This window comes from Bradyrhizobium sp. HKCCYLS3070 (genome assembly GCF_051167575.1).
Taxonomy (GTDB): domain Bacteria; phylum Pseudomonadota; class Alphaproteobacteria; order Rhizobiales; family Xanthobacteraceae; genus Bradyrhizobium.
Map to the genome: position 1 here is coordinate 42585 of NZ_JBNPTI010000012.1, position 12993 is coordinate 55577.

16 protein-coding genes are annotated in these 12993 nt (G+C 65.7%); 6 read left to right on the forward strand and 10 right to left on the reverse strand.

Annotated features, from left to right (window positions below; translation table 11 throughout):
* Positions 1 to 368: 368 nt before the first annotated feature.
* Positions 369 to 1049 (forward strand): DUF429 domain-containing protein, encoded by a 681-nt coding sequence (locus tag ACQR03_RS27425; protein ID WP_315753125.1) that lies wholly within the window; start codon positions 369 to 371, stop codon positions 1047 to 1049.
* Between the two features lie 1826 nt (positions 1050 to 2875).
* Here ACQR03_RS27425 and ACQR03_RS27430 read toward each other — a convergent pair.
* The 4 genes from ACQR03_RS27430 to ACQR03_RS27445 form a co-directional block, all read right to left on the reverse strand.
* Entirely contained in the window at positions 2876 to 3172 is a 297-nt protein-coding gene (locus ACQR03_RS27430) for a hypothetical protein (protein ID WP_315753123.1), read from the reverse strand.
* A 120-nt stretch (positions 3173 to 3292) separates the two neighbouring features.
* The gene (locus tag ACQR03_RS27435) at positions 3293 to 3844 is read right to left on the reverse strand and encodes a septation protein IspZ (protein WP_315753122.1); all 552 of its coding nucleotides are present in this window, start codon (positions 3842 to 3844) and stop codon (positions 3293 to 3295) included.
* Positions 3845 to 3869: 25 nt separating this feature from the next.
* Positions 3870 to 4454, reverse strand: a complete 585-nt coding sequence (locus ACQR03_RS27440; protein WP_315753121.1) for a hypothetical protein — start codon at positions 4452 to 4454, stop codon at positions 3870 to 3872.
* Positions 4455 to 4571: 117 nt separating this feature from the next.
* Entirely contained in the window at positions 4572 to 5999 is a 1428-nt protein-coding gene (locus tag ACQR03_RS27445; RefSeq protein ID WP_315753120.1) for a carotenoid oxygenase family protein, read from the reverse strand.
* A gap of 136 nt (positions 6000 to 6135) precedes the next feature.
* On the opposite strand from ACQR03_RS27445, the gene ACQR03_RS27450 reads away from it, so the two are divergent.
* Together ACQR03_RS27450 and ACQR03_RS27455 are read left to right on the forward strand one after the other, a co-directional pair.
* Positions 6136 to 6852, forward strand: a complete 717-nt coding sequence (locus ACQR03_RS27450) for a TetR/AcrR family transcriptional regulator (RefSeq protein ID WP_315716048.1) — start codon at positions 6136 to 6138, stop codon at positions 6850 to 6852.
* A gap of 45 nt (positions 6853 to 6897) precedes the next feature.
* Positions 6898 to 7203, forward strand: a complete 306-nt coding sequence (locus tag ACQR03_RS27455) for a hypothetical protein (RefSeq protein WP_315753119.1) — start codon at positions 6898 to 6900, stop codon at positions 7201 to 7203.
* On the opposite strand, the gene ACQR03_RS27460 is transcribed toward ACQR03_RS27455, so the two are convergent.
* Positions 7200 to 7823: a hypothetical protein gene (locus tag ACQR03_RS27460; RefSeq protein WP_315753118.1), complete on the reverse strand. Its 624-nt coding sequence runs from the start codon at positions 7821 to 7823 to the stop codon at positions 7200 to 7202. The genes ACQR03_RS27455 and ACQR03_RS27460 overlap by 4 nt on opposite strands.
* 146 nt (positions 7824 to 7969) lie before the next feature.
* Between ACQR03_RS27460 and ACQR03_RS27465 the strand changes: the two genes are divergently transcribed.
* Complete coding sequence (locus ACQR03_RS27465; protein WP_434842008.1) at positions 7970 to 8635, forward strand: SET domain-containing protein; 666 nt, start codon at positions 7970 to 7972, stop codon at positions 8633 to 8635.
* A gap of 25 nt (positions 8636 to 8660) precedes the next feature.
* Here the strand turns inward: ACQR03_RS27465 and ACQR03_RS27470 are convergent, their stop codons facing one another.
* From ACQR03_RS27470 to ACQR03_RS27485, 4 genes are all read right to left on the reverse strand, one after another.
* Positions 8661 to 9278, reverse strand: a complete 618-nt coding sequence (locus ACQR03_RS27470) for a class I SAM-dependent methyltransferase (protein WP_316194703.1) — start codon at positions 9276 to 9278, stop codon at positions 8661 to 8663.
* 120 nt (positions 9279 to 9398) lie between these two features.
* Positions 9399 to 9797 (reverse strand): hypothetical protein, encoded by a 399-nt coding sequence (locus tag ACQR03_RS27475; RefSeq protein WP_316194704.1) that lies wholly within the window; start codon positions 9795 to 9797, stop codon positions 9399 to 9401.
* A 27-nt stretch (positions 9798 to 9824) separates the two neighbouring features.
* Positions 9825 to 10049, reverse strand: a complete 225-nt coding sequence (locus ACQR03_RS27480) for a hypothetical protein (protein WP_315716053.1) — start codon at positions 10047 to 10049, stop codon at positions 9825 to 9827.
* 61 nt (positions 10050 to 10110) lie between these two features.
* Complete coding sequence (locus tag ACQR03_RS27485; protein ID WP_434842037.1) at positions 10111 to 10287, reverse strand: hypothetical protein; 177 nt, start codon at positions 10285 to 10287, stop codon at positions 10111 to 10113.
* On the opposite strand from ACQR03_RS27485, the gene ACQR03_RS27490 reads away from it, so the two are divergent.
* Together ACQR03_RS27490 and ACQR03_RS27495 are read left to right on the forward strand one after the other, a co-directional pair.
* Positions 10213 to 10968, forward strand: a complete 756-nt coding sequence (locus ACQR03_RS27490; protein WP_434842035.1) for a helix-turn-helix domain-containing protein — start codon at positions 10213 to 10215, stop codon at positions 10966 to 10968. The two genes, ACQR03_RS27485 and ACQR03_RS27490, sit on opposite strands and share 75 nt — an antisense overlap.
* Positions 10969 to 11034: 66 nt before the next feature.
* Positions 11035 to 11700 (forward strand): DsbA family oxidoreductase, encoded by a 666-nt coding sequence (locus ACQR03_RS27495; protein WP_315716055.1) that lies wholly within the window; start codon positions 11035 to 11037, stop codon positions 11698 to 11700.
* Here ACQR03_RS27495 and ACQR03_RS27500 read toward each other — a convergent pair.
* Positions 11678 to 12913 carry a GNAT family N-acetyltransferase gene (locus ACQR03_RS27500; protein WP_316194705.1) on the reverse strand — a complete coding sequence of 412 codons (1236 nt, stop codon included), beginning with the start codon at positions 12911 to 12913 and terminating at the stop codon, positions 11678 to 11680. The two genes, ACQR03_RS27495 and ACQR03_RS27500, sit on opposite strands and share 23 nt — an antisense overlap.
* Positions 12914 to 12993 lie beyond the last annotated feature (80 nt).

Genomic DNA, 12993 nt, shown 5'->3' on the forward strand with positions numbered 1-12993 from the left:
TGGTGTATGGGGGAGGCCCATCTCGCCTGAGCGCGTAGCGTGGCAACCGAATTCGCACGCCGACGGTGCGCTCCCCTCCCCCTTGCGGGGAGGGGTTGGGGGTGGGGGTCCACGAGTCGCGCTCTATCTGATGGGCGAGGAAACGCAGCGCGATGCGACCTCGCTCTCTCGATAGTTTGGTGGTTGATGTGTGTGCGCGCCCATAGCGTTCAGCGCCCGGAGACCCCCACCCCCGACCCCTCCCCGCAAGGGGGAGGGGAGCTCACTGCTGTTGTGGGGCCAGCTCGGCTCCGACTACCGTGGGACTCAGCGTGCGTTCGTGGCAAGAGGAGCACGATGCTGAACGAAGCAACTGGTAGTCTGATGTAATGCACGCCAACCGCATCATCGGTCTCGACGGCTTCTCCCGCGGCTGGGTCGCGGTGTCGATTGCAGGCGACCGGCGCGACATCGCCTTTCCCGCCGACGTTTCGACGGCACTATCGGCTCCTTTTACCCGCGCCGCGATCGACATCCCCATCGGCATGACCGACGGCGGCAACAGAACCTGCGACAAGCTCGCGCGCGACAAACTCGCGCCGCATCGCTCGCGCGTGTTCACCGGCGCGCGGCGCTGGCTGTGGGAGAACTACAAGGACCCAGATGAGGCCAATATCGAGGCGTCGCGGCGCGGGCAGACGCGCGCCTCGCGCCAGCTCTGGCATCTCGGCCGAAAGATCATGGAGGTCGACGCCTTCGTGCGCGCGCATCTCGATCGCGACATTCGCGAGGTGCATCCCGAGCTAGTGTTCCTTCGCCTCCACGGCGCGCCGTTGCCGTCGAAGAAGACGGATCATGGCGCCAGGCTGCGGCGCGACTTGTTAGTTTCTGCAGGCTTCGCCGCCATCGACGACTGGATGACTCGCGCCCGCATCGGCACCGGTGCCAAGCCCGACGACGTCCTCGACGCCTGCGCGGTCGCGCTGGCCGCTCGCGACTGCGCGGGCTGCGTACCGGAAGAAGCTGCGCCGCGCGACGCGCATGGCGTGCCGATGCAGATCTGGTTTTGAGGCGCGGCCCGGCCAAGTTTGTCCCACATCTGCTTCAGCGTGGAGGGCTGGCGTACATGGGGTAAGCGATCAACGGACGGGTTTCCGCTTATCCCTGCATAGGGCTAGGCCGTCGAGTTTCGAGATGCTGCTAGCGGAAATCGCGTGCGTTGAGCGGGTGCTTGTGGTTGGGCACCGGGCCGAATTCGCTGCGTGGTGCAAGAGGGAGCGTCTTTGTTGAGCACTGAACCATGTTCGTGCTGAGATTTAGGTCGCAGTCGTCATAATCCAACGTCACCCGCCGCTTGCAGCTGTTCTTCAGGCTGTACCAGTTGACCCCAGGAGCTTTCGGCCACGCCTTCTCTACCACGCACTGGCTTGGATCTGATTGTAGGGCCGAACTGACTGTCCGCGCCGGTCGAACTACGCTTGATGGTGGCTCGGCAACGGGCTTGGTAATGGGAGTTGCTGCCGGATTCGGCTGCGTTCTGTCCACGCCGAGAATGTCAGCGGTCACATTCTTCGCTGCAGAGCCAAGATCCCGGGAACGAGCGTTTGCCGGTACCGCTCCGATGCGGACAGCGGTAGCGGCCCCGCCATTCGTGGACATGGACTTTCCGTCCGGCTCGAGCGTGTAGTTCCATGTCCCCGCGCTGTTCGTATAGGTCAATACGTTTCCCGAGCAGGTCCACGTACCCTGGACACAAGCCGGGTGTTCGCTGCACAATGCTCTGCCGTCAGGGAGTAGCGTACCTCTGTTGCCACTGCCTGAGTGTCGCCAGTCACCGATAAACTTGGCTGCGCAACTCGATTGCGGAGCGGCCTCTGCCGCGGCGGTACCGGAAAGTAGTACCGAAAGAAGTAAGAGATATCTCATTGTAGTTCCAATGAAGCAGGTTGGACTATGATTACCCAATTCCTAGCTCGAATGTGAGTTAGGTGATCCAATCAGATTCCGATCGCGACCGCAACGATGACCGCTTGAGCCATTGCGGCAGCCGTAGCGATGGATATAGGAAGTCCCCGCCTCACGGTTGATGGCTTCGATGCCTGCCAGGGGTCGAAATACAAACAAGTGCGCACCGTTCCGCTGGTCGGACCTCAATGAGGGGGCGCGGCTTCCCTGACGGGCCATAGGCCAATGTTCGATCCGATTTCCAGGGGGAAGGTTCTAAAAAAAATAAATCGCTTGTGATTTTTCCGAAATCGTGATTTTATCTCGCCATCCCGCCTCACTGCGGAGGGGCGTTGCGCGCGATCGTCACGACACGCGAGGCGGGGAGGCGATGGCCGCGATGGAGCCGCAGCGTGTCTTCGGATACGCGGACGAACGGCTTGGCGCGGACGCGAAGTCGCAGCGTCCTGACACCCCGAAGCTGGTGTCACGTTCGTGCGGTGCTGAGCGCATCGCGCGGATCATGGTGGCCAACAAGCCGGCGCACCAGGGAGACTGCGTATAAGCGTGAAGCCATCGCGCAGGGAAGGCCGGGCGTTTCCGGCTGCACCTGTGGTACCTGCCGCCTGCATTTCTTTCGCAGGCGGGCCGCAGGCGTCAGCCGACGCCTGGCCTTCCCTGCGCCCTCTGCATTTGGCGAGGGACATGCCGATGCATCACTCGGGCCTTATCAGCCGCGAGGCTGCGTCCGCTTGTCCGGGCTGTTTGAGATGTGAAGCGGAACGAGCCGGACAAACGCTGCCGCAGGGTGGGCAAAGCGTCCGCCCGTGGGGCGGGTGCATGCCCACTGTCGATTGGCGCACTGCGGAGCTAATGGTGGGCACGGCGCGCGTGGGGCCGCCACGAAGCGGCAGCGGCGTGGCGTGCCTTTACCCACCCTTCAGAACGGTGATCAGCCCCGCGCGCCGGTGAACGGGAAGCTGCCCATGAAGCCGATGCCCATCTCGCCGGAGATGGTGTCGCCGGCGACCTTGCCCTTGAAATCCAGCGTCAGCGGCATCGGGCTGGTGATCGAGACCTTCCAGGCGACGTCGTCGCCGTTGACGGTGCCGTCGAAGATCTCGGCGGAATCGCCTTCCGCGGCCTGGGTCCCCGTCAGCGTCGCGCCCGAGCTCTTCAGGCTCAGGGTCGCGCTGCGCTCGCCCATGGGCGTGTTCAAGGTCAGATTCCAGTTGCCGTCCACAGCCATCGATCGTTCTCCTGGCATTGCGATTTTGCGGACCTCGAGGCAACGACCTCGAGGATGCGTTCGGCCGCCCCTATAGCGCATCTTTGCGCGTAAGCCCATTGCGGCGATCGGATGCAGCGATCAGGCCCGCGCCGCCCTGAGGCGGTTGGCGACCACGAAGCGGAAGGCCATGAACTGCAGCGCGAAGGCCGCGACCTTGGCGCCGCCCGCGACCACGGTGATGTAGAGCACCCACAGCTTGATGTCGCCGGTCATGGCGACCGCGATCGTGCCGAGACCGAGCGCGAACATCAGCGCCGCCCAGGCATAGCCGGCGATGGTGACGTATTCCGGAATGGTCTCCGACACGATCGGCGGCACGTAGCGCAGCATCCAGCCGCGCTTGAGCATGATCAGCCCGATGGCGAAATGGCCGATCGCGGGCTTGGCGAACATGAAGCGGGGGTCATTGGTCAGCAGCGTCACGCCGCCGAGCACGATGACGAGGCCGACGCTGGCATAGGCCATGAAGCTGAGGTTCACGCCCCTGATGCGCGCCCAGACCACCTGCACCACGGCGACGGCGACCGCGGCGGCGGTGGCCAGCACGACATCATCGGTTGCGATGTACAGGATGAAGAACACCGCGGCCGACAGGAAGTCGGCAATCAGCTTGGCAAACACGATTTTCACGCACGTCTCCTGCAGCAGACCCCGGTCACGAATCTTGGCCGGACATTGCGGCGGCAGTCTGCGCTGCCACGTCCTTTGTTCGGCGGTAGTCAGGATACCAGCGCGTGAAATAAAGTGCACTATTGCGGGCGGCAAAGGCGATGGCGAGGCCGGTCCAATAGGGCAGGCCCGGCACGTAGAGCGTCATCAGGTTGCCGACGATCATCAGCAGCGCCGATACGGTCCAGGCGCCGGTGATGACGTAATTGGCGCGCAGGAAGCCCGGAATCGCCGCGGTTTCCGGCGGTACGGCCTCGAGCGCATATTGCAGCGTGAACGGCGCGCGCAGCAGCATCGAGCCGAGCGACAGCGCGAAAATGCCGCAGTCGACCGCAAGACGCACCGCGGATGCGCTGAGGGTCGGATCGATGAGGCCGAGGTAGGCGGCTATGCTTGCGAACACGATCGCCGAGCCCAGGCCGAGAATCTTGATCGAGCGTCCCTTGACGACGTCGACCGCGACAACGATCAGGCACATCGCCGTGGCCACGGCCAGGCTGAGCGTGGCCGAGACCACCATCATCAGCGCCGCGTAGACGCCGTAGGGCGCAAGGATGAGGAAGATCGTCATAGAGCTCGCCCGGCCAATCTTTACACTGCCAAGATTAGTAGGATCCCGGCGGAACCGGGTCAAGCAAATCTTGACAATGTCAAAATTTTGTGAAGCAACATATTTAGCTAAGCTTTATCAATGACTTGCTTCGTTTGCGCCGACCCAATTGCCGTGGAAGCCATCGGGCACGCGGTGGCCGAGATGAACCAGGGCCACCGGACCGCCGCCGATGTCGGTGGCGTTGAACACGGCGAGGTCGCTGGTGTTGGAGCCGGCACGCCAGACCACGGTCAGCAGCCAGCCGTCGCCCTCGGCGGCATCGCGGCTGCGCGGCACGAATACCGGCTCGGACAGGGTGTCGCCGGCGGGCAGCAGATGCGTCGCGTGGCGCGTGCCGGCGCCGTCGACATGGACGAGGCCGGACAGCGCCCCGAACAGCGGGCCGTCCGGATTGGCGCAGGCGTACCAGCCATGGCCGCTCTTGAGCCCGGCGCGGCGGTCGTCGATGCGGGGGAATTCACCGGTGAGGTCGTCGAGATAGCTCTGGGTGAAACGGTCGGTGTTGCCGGCGAGATCGAAGCTCCAGCGGCACAGCCGCGCGACCGACTTGGCCGGATCGGTCGGACGTCCGTCGGGATGCGGAAACAGCGGCGCTTCCTCGAACTGCATGACGTCGGCAATGATCCGGCTGCCGTCCTCCCAGGCATTCATGATGTGGAAGACGTAGCAGGCGTCACCGCGAAACCAGACGATGTCCTTGATGTCGCCGCTGCGCTTCATCACACCGACATAGGCGCCCTTGTCGGGCTCCCAGGCATAAGGCGGCTTGCCGGACATTGCGCGCTCGATGCTGCCGGTGAGCGGCAGGATTGGAAACAGCACGTGATTGGCCGTGACGATGAAGTCGTGCACCATGCTGGCATAGGGCGCCTCGAAACGATTGAGACGCGTCAGCTTGCCGGCCGCATCGACCGTGCCGTAGGACAGCGCTGGCGTCAGCGGACCGGCGGCGTTGTAGCCGAAGAACAGCAATTCGCCGGTGACCGGATCGGTCTTCGGATGCGCGGTGAAGGCGCCGCGCAGGCGGCCGCCGAAATCGTGATAGCCGCGGGTGGCGAGCGTGCCGGGCTCGATCTCGGTCGGCAGATGCGCCTCTTCGAGCGCGAGCAGGCGGCCGGCATGGGCGATGATGTTGGTGTTGGCAACGCCGCCATCGGTGACCTCGGCTGGCGCGTCCGGCAGCCTGCGGCCGAAGCCGCCGAACAGCGCGCGCCCCGCGCGGCGCTCGGCCTCGAATTTCGGGGTGCGGATCCAGCGGTTGCGATAGGACGCGCGGCCGTTCTCCAGATGGAACGCGTGCAGCATGCCGTCGCCGACGAACCAGTGCGAACCCGGCGAGTCGAATTGCGGATTGGGGCCGTTGCGATAGAGCGTGCCGTTCAGCTCACGTGGCAGTTCGCCGGTGACTTTCAGGAACGGCGCGTCGCATTCGAACGGGATCGGCGCGATGTTGTCGCGCGGTGTGGGGCGCTGGCGGGCTGTGTCGTGCAACGGTCCGTTCATCGACTGTCCATTCATGGCGCTTCCTTCCCCTTGGATCCGGCTTTATCTTTACGATGTAAAGATAAGGCTACCGGCCGAGCGCCTGCAGGTCAAGGCTAATCTTTACGCTGTCAAAATTGCTTGTATAAGGAGAGGCATGACGAAGATCGAACAGGCAAGACTGAGCAGGCACCGGACGGCTACGGCGGTGGCCCGGACGCGGTCGCGCCGCGCGGTGAGCGCGGGCGAGCCGGCGGCGCCCTATCATCACGGCGCGCTGCGCGATGCGCTACTCGAAGCGGCCGAGCGCGTGCTGGAGCGCGACGGGCTGGCCGGACTCACCTTGCGCGCGGTGGCGCGCGAGGCCGGCGTGTCGCATGCGGCGCCGACGCATCATTTCGGCGATCTCACCGGGCTGGTCAGCGAGCTCGCGGCGATCGGCTTCACGCGGTTCAATGCGGCGATGAAAGCGGCCGGCGAGCAGCCCGGCACGCCGATCGAGCGGGCGATGGCGCGGGCCCGCGCCTATGTCGCCTACGCGCAGGCCAATCCCGGCATGTACGGACTGATGTTCCGCACCGAGCGTCTGGATTATTCGCGCCCTTCGCTGCACGAGGCCGCGGAAGCCTCGTTTGCCGGACTCGCGGGATCGGTCGCCGCGCGCAGCGAAGGCCCGGTCGGCGACGAGGAGTTGTCGCTCGATCAGTCGGCGGCAATCGCCCGCGCCTGGTCGCTGGTGCATGGCTACACGATGCTGCTGCTCGACGGCCGCCTTGCCGACATTCTGCGCCGTTCGCCACCGGGCACCACGGCCGAATCGCTGCTGGAGGCGATGCTCCGGGCCACCGTGCCGAAGCTGCCGCCGGGCGCGTAGTTCGACGCACCGGAAACCGGGTGGGGGATCGTGCGTTGGCAACGCATGGCACGAACCCCACGCGCTCCCTGGAGCAAGGCCAATCCGCGCAAGCGCGCCGGCAAGGCCTCCACCCGTCTCACCCCGGCCGAAAAGGCGGCGGCCAAGGCGCGCGCCCGTCGGGCCGGGCGGCGCTATCCCAACCTGGTCGACAATATGCGCGTCGCGGCCACGAAGGCGGCAAAGACCAAGACCAGCGGCCGCAAGCGGGCGGCGAAATCGAAGACCGGGAAGGGCGCATCGAAGACGGCGAGCAGGCGCACATCCGCCGTGCGCAAGACCGCAAAGTCCGGACGGAAGTCGGCGCGCTAATTGGGCGGCAACGCCAGATCGACGGCCCGGCCGCGCGTGCCGACGATCTTCACCCTGTCCTTGCCGCAGGCAAAGCCTCGCGCCGTCTGGTCAGCCGCCTGCCGCGCCAGTTCGTTGGCATTGGAGTTGGCGGCAGCGTCGACATAGGCGACGTGGCACACCGGTCCGGGCGGCAGCCGGGTCACCACCAGCATCGGCTTGTCCTTCGGCCCCTTGCTGCCTTGATCGTCGTTGTCGGCGATCTGCCAGCGCTGGATGATCGCGAACGGCTTGCCGTCAGCCAGCCTCCATTCGACAGCGTTGCCGGCGGAGTTGAACGGTCCGAACCAGGTCTGAGCAGCCGGCTCCTTGGCGGCCGCGCGGACATTGCGCCCCACAGACACGGTCTGGCGAAGATCGCCTTCGTTGACGAGCAGGATCAGGCCGTCCTTGCCAGGGCAGGTCTGAGTCGAGCTGTCATCCTCCTGCTTGCCGCCGATGGTGCGGCAGTCCTTGGCGGCGGCCGATGTATAGGCGCTGGCGATGGTCTCTGCAGCCGCCTGTCCGATCCACGCCGTGCAGAGCATCAATGCGACACCGATTCGTCGCGCCACGACGCGATGTGGGAGGAATTCGGACATGCGAGGGCCCCTGATGACCGGAATTCGTCCCTGCGCAGGACGCTGCAAACTGGGGACGGCGCGAAACGGCGGCGGGAAACACCTGACATCGTCGCGAATTTATCCTAGAACGGCGGCCTCGCGAGGTCCATGTCTTCTCATCACTCATGCCTGTCATTCCGCAATCCAAACCCTATCGCATCGGCCGCTCCAAGACGGGGCTTGGTCTGTTCGCCACCCAGCCGATCAAGAAGGGTACCAAGATCATCCGCTATTTCGGTCCGCTTTTGGATTCGAAGAAGGCGGACGAGGACGCGATCGAGAACAAATATCTGTTCGAGCTCGACAAGCGCTGGACCATCGACGGCTCGATCCGAGAGAACGTCGCCCGCTACATCAATCATTCCTGCAAGCCGAACGCCGAGTCCGACGTCAAGCCGCGCAAGAAGAAGATCTTCATCCGGGCGATCAAGAACATCGAGCCCGGCGAGGAGATCAACTACGACTACGGCACGGACTACTTCAAAGCCTATCTGAAGCCGATCGGCTGCAAATGCGACGCCTGCGAGAAGAAGCGGGCCAAGAAGAAGGCCGAGGCGCGCGCCGAGCGGACGCGGGTGAAGGCGAAGGACGTGCGCAAGGCCGAGAAGAAGGCGAAGAAAAAGGCCGAGAAGCTCGTCAAGGACAAGGCCAAGCAGCGGCCCAAGGCCAGAGCCCAATCGGGCGAGGCGGCTCGCGGCAAAGCCAAGACCCGGCGGCCGGCTGCCGGCAATCGTGGCAGGACCAAATCCACCCCGGCGAAGACGCAGACCAGCCGCGCCAAGGCGGCCTGATCCGATCGGCTCGTGTCCGGATCTCTCAGGACGGCTTCCCGAAGGCCAGCGTCGTCCAGGTGACGCCGGCCGCCCGGTTCTCCGCGCCGAGCGACTCGCCATGCCGGTTGAGCTGGAGCGTCAGCCCGAGCTGCCGCGCGGGCTCGACGATCGTCTCGGCCGCGATCTCGAACATCCGGCGGCCCGGCGGCACCGGACCATGCCGCAACGTCATGATCAGCAGTCCGCCGGGAGCAATCCGCGCCGCGATGTTGGGAAGCGCGCGTCGCCGCTGTGCCTCATCGAGATGCATCAGGACGGCGGTCAGCATGACGAGGTCGAACTGCTCGCCACGAGCGGCCAGTGCGGCGAGCTCCGGAAGGCTGTCGTCGATCCAGGTGATCGCCGGCGAGGCATGCAGTTGCATGGCGCCGACGCGCAGTGCTTCGGTCGGCTCGACGGCCACCACCTGATGTCCAAGGCCCGCGAACCAGGCGGCGTCGCGGCCCGTGCCCGCGCCGATGTCGAGCACGCGCGCGGGCGCGTTGGGCAGCAGATGAAGCACGGCGGCATGGACCTGTTCCGACGGGATGCTCTCGTAGCGCAGGAAGAGATCCTCGGCCTCGGTGGCGTAGCCTTCCGTTCCGATCACCTGAGGCTGCATCGCTACGATCTCCCGTCGATCTCCGATTATGCAGAAGATGCGTTCGCCGCGCATGTCCAAATATCGGATTGGCCGTGAGCGCCGGGCCGCTCGATCATGAAGCCCGGCGCTCACCACCGGTCAGGCCGTGACCGCGGCGGTGCTCCGGCGCAAGCCCATATACTGCAATTCGGCGAATAGGCCGGTGCCCAGCGCCTGCACTGCGACGAAGATCTCGCCGAGCACGTTCGGTGCGACCAGGCCCGAAAACAGCAGTGCGATGCTGCCGACCGTCCACGCCGCATTGCCGGCGATGACCAGGACGATCAGCGGCCTCGGCGCCACCGGCCGCGAGCCCAGCCAGCCGACGAAGCTCGCGTAGACGACCAGGAACAGGCCGGTCTCGCGCAGCAGCGCGTCGGGCAGTTGCAGCAGCGCCGCCAGCGGCGAGGCGCCGAAGGTGAGCGCGAGCCCGGCAACGCCGCTGAAGGCGGCATCGGCGAGCAGAGCGCGGCGGAGCAGGGCGGACGAGGTGATCATGTCGGGTCTCCTTCGGTTGGGGGCGGTTCAACGGAACCAGGCCAGGAGCTGACGGCGCAGGCGCGCCGGGCGCAGCGAGCGCGCTGCTCTCGTCTCGATCGCGTACACCTGTGCAAAGACGAGGCTGCCCGTGACGTACAGCAGCGGCTCCGGCATATTGAGCGAGCGCGCCAACAGCGATGTCGCGAGACCCGCCAGCCATTGGCTGGCGGCGGTGAAGGGAAGGGTCTCGAGATTGCGCTGCCTGCTCATCGTCATCTCCTGTGGTGAGGACGATGACCTGCGCCGGGAGGCATTTCGATTACCTGGCAGGTCATGGAGGTGCTGACGTCAGCGTGTTAGGTCTTGGCTCATGAATGCACAGCTTGCTTCGGCGCGCGCCGACCGCGCCAGACCCGTTCATGTCGGCGAGCACCTGCGGCAATGGCGGCAGCGGCGGCATCTGTCCCAGCTCGATCTCGCGCTCGATGCCGAGATCTCGGCGCGCCATCTGAGCTTCGTGGAAACCGGCCGCGCCGCGCCGTCGCGCGACATGGTCCTCAAACTGGCGGAGCGACTGGACGTGCCCCTGCGCGAACGCAACGTTCTGCTGGTGGCGGCTGGCTACGCGCCCGCCTTCCAGCAGCGCCCGCTGGATGATCCGGCGCTCAAGCAAGCGCGCGAGGCGATGAACCTCGTGCTCAAGGCCCACGAGCCCAACCCTGCGCTCGCGATCGACCGGCACTGGAACCTGGTCGCGGCGAACCGGATGATCGCGCCGCTGCTGTCAGGTGTCTCCGAGCGGCTGCTTGCGCCGCCCCTGAATGTGCTGCGCGTGGCGCTGCATCCGGAGGGGTTGGCGGCGCGGACGGTGAACCTTGCCGAATGGGCCGGCCATCTGCTGGAGAGACTGCACCGGCAATGCGAGGCAACCGCCGATGCCGGCTTGCTCAAGCTTTATGAGGAGCTGAAGTCCTATCCGATCCCCGCGCGATCGGCGCCGCTCGCGGCCGACAGCGTCGCGATCCCGTTGCGGCTTCGGGTCGGCGATGATGTGCTGAGCTTCTTCTCGACGACGATGGTGTTCGGCACGCCGGTCGATATCACGCTGTCGGAGCTGGCGTTGGAGACCTTCTTTCCGGCCGATGAGCTCACCGCGCTCAGGCTGAAGGAGATGGTTACCTCGCCGTGACCCCGCTTGTGTTGGCCGTGCGCGGGTTTATCTTGGGCGCAGCCATGGGAACCCGGAGGCACGCGCATGAGCACCTTGAAGCCGCTGATCATCGATGTCGTCTCCGATGTCGTCTGTCCCTGGTGCTACATCGGCAAGAAGCGCATCGAGGAGGCGCTGAAGCTCGTGCCTGACGTGCCGGTCGAGGTGAACTTTCGGCCGTTCTTCCTCAATCCCTGGGTGCCGCGCGAGGGCATCAGCCGCGAGCAGTACCTCACGACCAAGTTCGGATCGGTTGAAGCCTACAAGGGCATCGCAGGCCGCGTGGTCGCGGCCGCGGAGCAGGAGGGGCTGAGCTATCATCCCGATCGTGTCGCCCGTCAGCCCAACACGATCGATTGTCATCGCCTGATCCGCTGGGCCGGCGAGATCGGCAAGGCGCCCGAGATGAAGCAGCGGCTGATGGAGTTGTATTTCCGCGACGGCGGCGATCTGACCGATGTCGAGGTGCTGGTACAGGCCGCAGCGGAGTGCGGGCTCGATGCCGAGGTGGTCCGCAAGATGCTGGCGACCGACGAGGATGTGGCGCTGGTCTCGGCCCAGGCGCAGGAGGCCGCAGAGAAGGGCATCTCCGGAGTGCCGACCTACGTCTTCGCGCAGAAATACGCCGTCTCCGGCGCGCAGGATCCGCAGATGCTGGCGCGCGCCATCCGGCAGGTGTCGGCGGAGGTCAACGCCGAGGCGGCTGAGTAGTCGGCCGGCGCTTTCGGACGGCGCGGACCGCGTGCACGGCGCGGCGTGCCACGGCGAGGCCTTCGCGTCGCGCAGTCAATGCGCCGTGAATAAGCTCGACGACCAGATCGCGCGTATAGAGCGGGATAATCACGTCGCCGATGGCAAGGCGTTCGCGCCAGATCGGGTTGATCATGGGATGGTCGGGACCGGCGGTGGAGTCGGCGGCGTTGATCTTCGGATCCGCGCAAAGGTGCCGCGTCAGGTCGAGCGTCAGCTGGACACCGGGCGAGTATTTCGCGAAGCGCTCGTCGACGCCGAGCTTGAAGAAAAAGGCGCGATCCTGATGCCGCAATACGACGCCTGCGGCGACGGTGGTGTCGCCCGCGATGAGGCTGATGATCTCGCAGGCCTCGTGCTGTGCCAGCGCCGGTGCAGCGCGTCGGATGAACGCCGCGTCGCCGTCGTGCTGGATCAGCGCAGTGCCGCGACGCCCCTTCCAACCGCTCGCCTCCAACACCAGAAAAGTCTCCAGCGCAGTGGAAACGTCGCCGGGAGAGCGCGCGACCTCGAAGCGGACGTCGCCATGCTCGGCCAGCCGATGACGCAGGCGGCGCAACTCCTTCAGCTTTTTGGCGCCGAGCGCATCATGCAGCACCGTGTCGGCGTCCCCGCTCGCATCGAGCAGGGCCCGGTCATAGGATTGCAGCACGCGCGGGCGCAGATCCACGCGACGAAGCGCCGCCTCGAACGCCTGCATCACGGAGCCTGCCAGCGACATGTCTCGCAGCAGCAGGGCGCGCGCGCCTGTTCGTCGCGCAGCGTCGAGCAGTTGCGCCGCAGCCCGCTCCGCGCTCCTTCTGTCGAGCAGCGGCGTGCACAGCGTGCCGTAGGGATGGCCGCTGGCGAGCGCGGGCAGGGGAAGCCTGCAGGCATGCCATAGAGAGGTCGTGGGCATCAGGCCGATGAGACGCGAGGGCTGATCGTCATCCCATGCGCACAGCGCCGATGTTCCGGTGCGGCCGCGTGCCGTGGCGTTCACCGCGCGTTCCCAGCCGGGCAGGTAATAGCCGTTCGGCTCCCGCGCATGCTCCGCCAGATCCTGCCACGCCTGCGGTGAAACGGTATCGAGCGGCACCAGGTCAGCGGCGCGCACGCGTTCGAGCGGACCGGCCTGCTGGTTCCTTGCCGTCGATGAAGCAGTCGCAATCGCGCGATCGATGATCTCGGCCACGTCCCGATGGTCCCCTCGCGGCGCGGACAACCCACACCGCGGGCGACACTAGCGCAAAGCTGACAAGAGACACTTGCCGT

Excerpts from the sequence above, each read along its gene's own strand:
- ACQR03_RS27425 (WP_315753125.1), top strand. The coding sequence starts at position 369 with ATGCACGCCAACCGCATCATCGGTCTCGACGGCTTCTCCCGCGGCTGG.
- ACQR03_RS27430 (WP_315753123.1), bottom strand. The coding sequence starts at position 3,172 with ATGGCTGTGGACGGCAACTGGAATCTGACCTTGAACACGCCCATGGGC.
- ACQR03_RS27440 (WP_315753121.1), bottom strand. The coding sequence starts at position 4,454 with ATGACGATCTTCCTCATCCTTGCGCCCTACGGCGTCTACGCGGCGCTG.
- ACQR03_RS27445 (WP_315753120.1), bottom strand. The coding sequence starts at position 5,999 with ATGAACGGACCGTTGCACGACACAGCCCGCCAGCGCCCCACACCGCGC.
- ACQR03_RS27450 (WP_315716048.1), top strand. The coding sequence starts at position 6,136 with ATGACGAAGATCGAACAGGCAAGACTGAGCAGGCACCGGACGGCTACG.
- ACQR03_RS27455 (WP_315753119.1), top strand. The coding sequence starts at position 6,898 with ATGGCACGAACCCCACGCGCTCCCTGGAGCAAGGCCAATCCGCGCAAG.
- ACQR03_RS27460 (WP_315753118.1), bottom strand. The coding sequence starts at position 7,823 with ATGTCCGAATTCCTCCCACATCGCGTCGTGGCGCGACGAATCGGTGTC.
- ACQR03_RS27465 (WP_434842008.1), top strand. The coding sequence starts at position 7,970 with ATGCCTGTCATTCCGCAATCCAAACCCTATCGCATCGGCCGCTCCAAG.
- ACQR03_RS27470 (WP_316194703.1), bottom strand. The coding sequence starts at position 9,278 with ATGCAGCCTCAGGTGATCGGAACGGAAGGCTACGCCACCGAGGCCGAG.
- ACQR03_RS27475 (WP_316194704.1), bottom strand. The coding sequence starts at position 9,797 with ATGATCACCTCGTCCGCCCTGCTCCGCCGCGCTCTGCTCGCCGATGCC.
- ACQR03_RS27480 (WP_315716053.1), bottom strand. The coding sequence starts at position 10,049 with ATGAGCAGGCAGCGCAATCTCGAGACCCTTCCCTTCACCGCCGCCAGC.
- ACQR03_RS27485 (WP_434842037.1), bottom strand. The coding sequence starts at position 10,287 with ATGGCGCGCCGAGATCTCGGCATCGAGCGCGAGATCGAGCTGGGACAG.
- ACQR03_RS27495 (WP_315716055.1), top strand. The coding sequence starts at position 11,035 with ATGAGCACCTTGAAGCCGCTGATCATCGATGTCGTCTCCGATGTCGTC.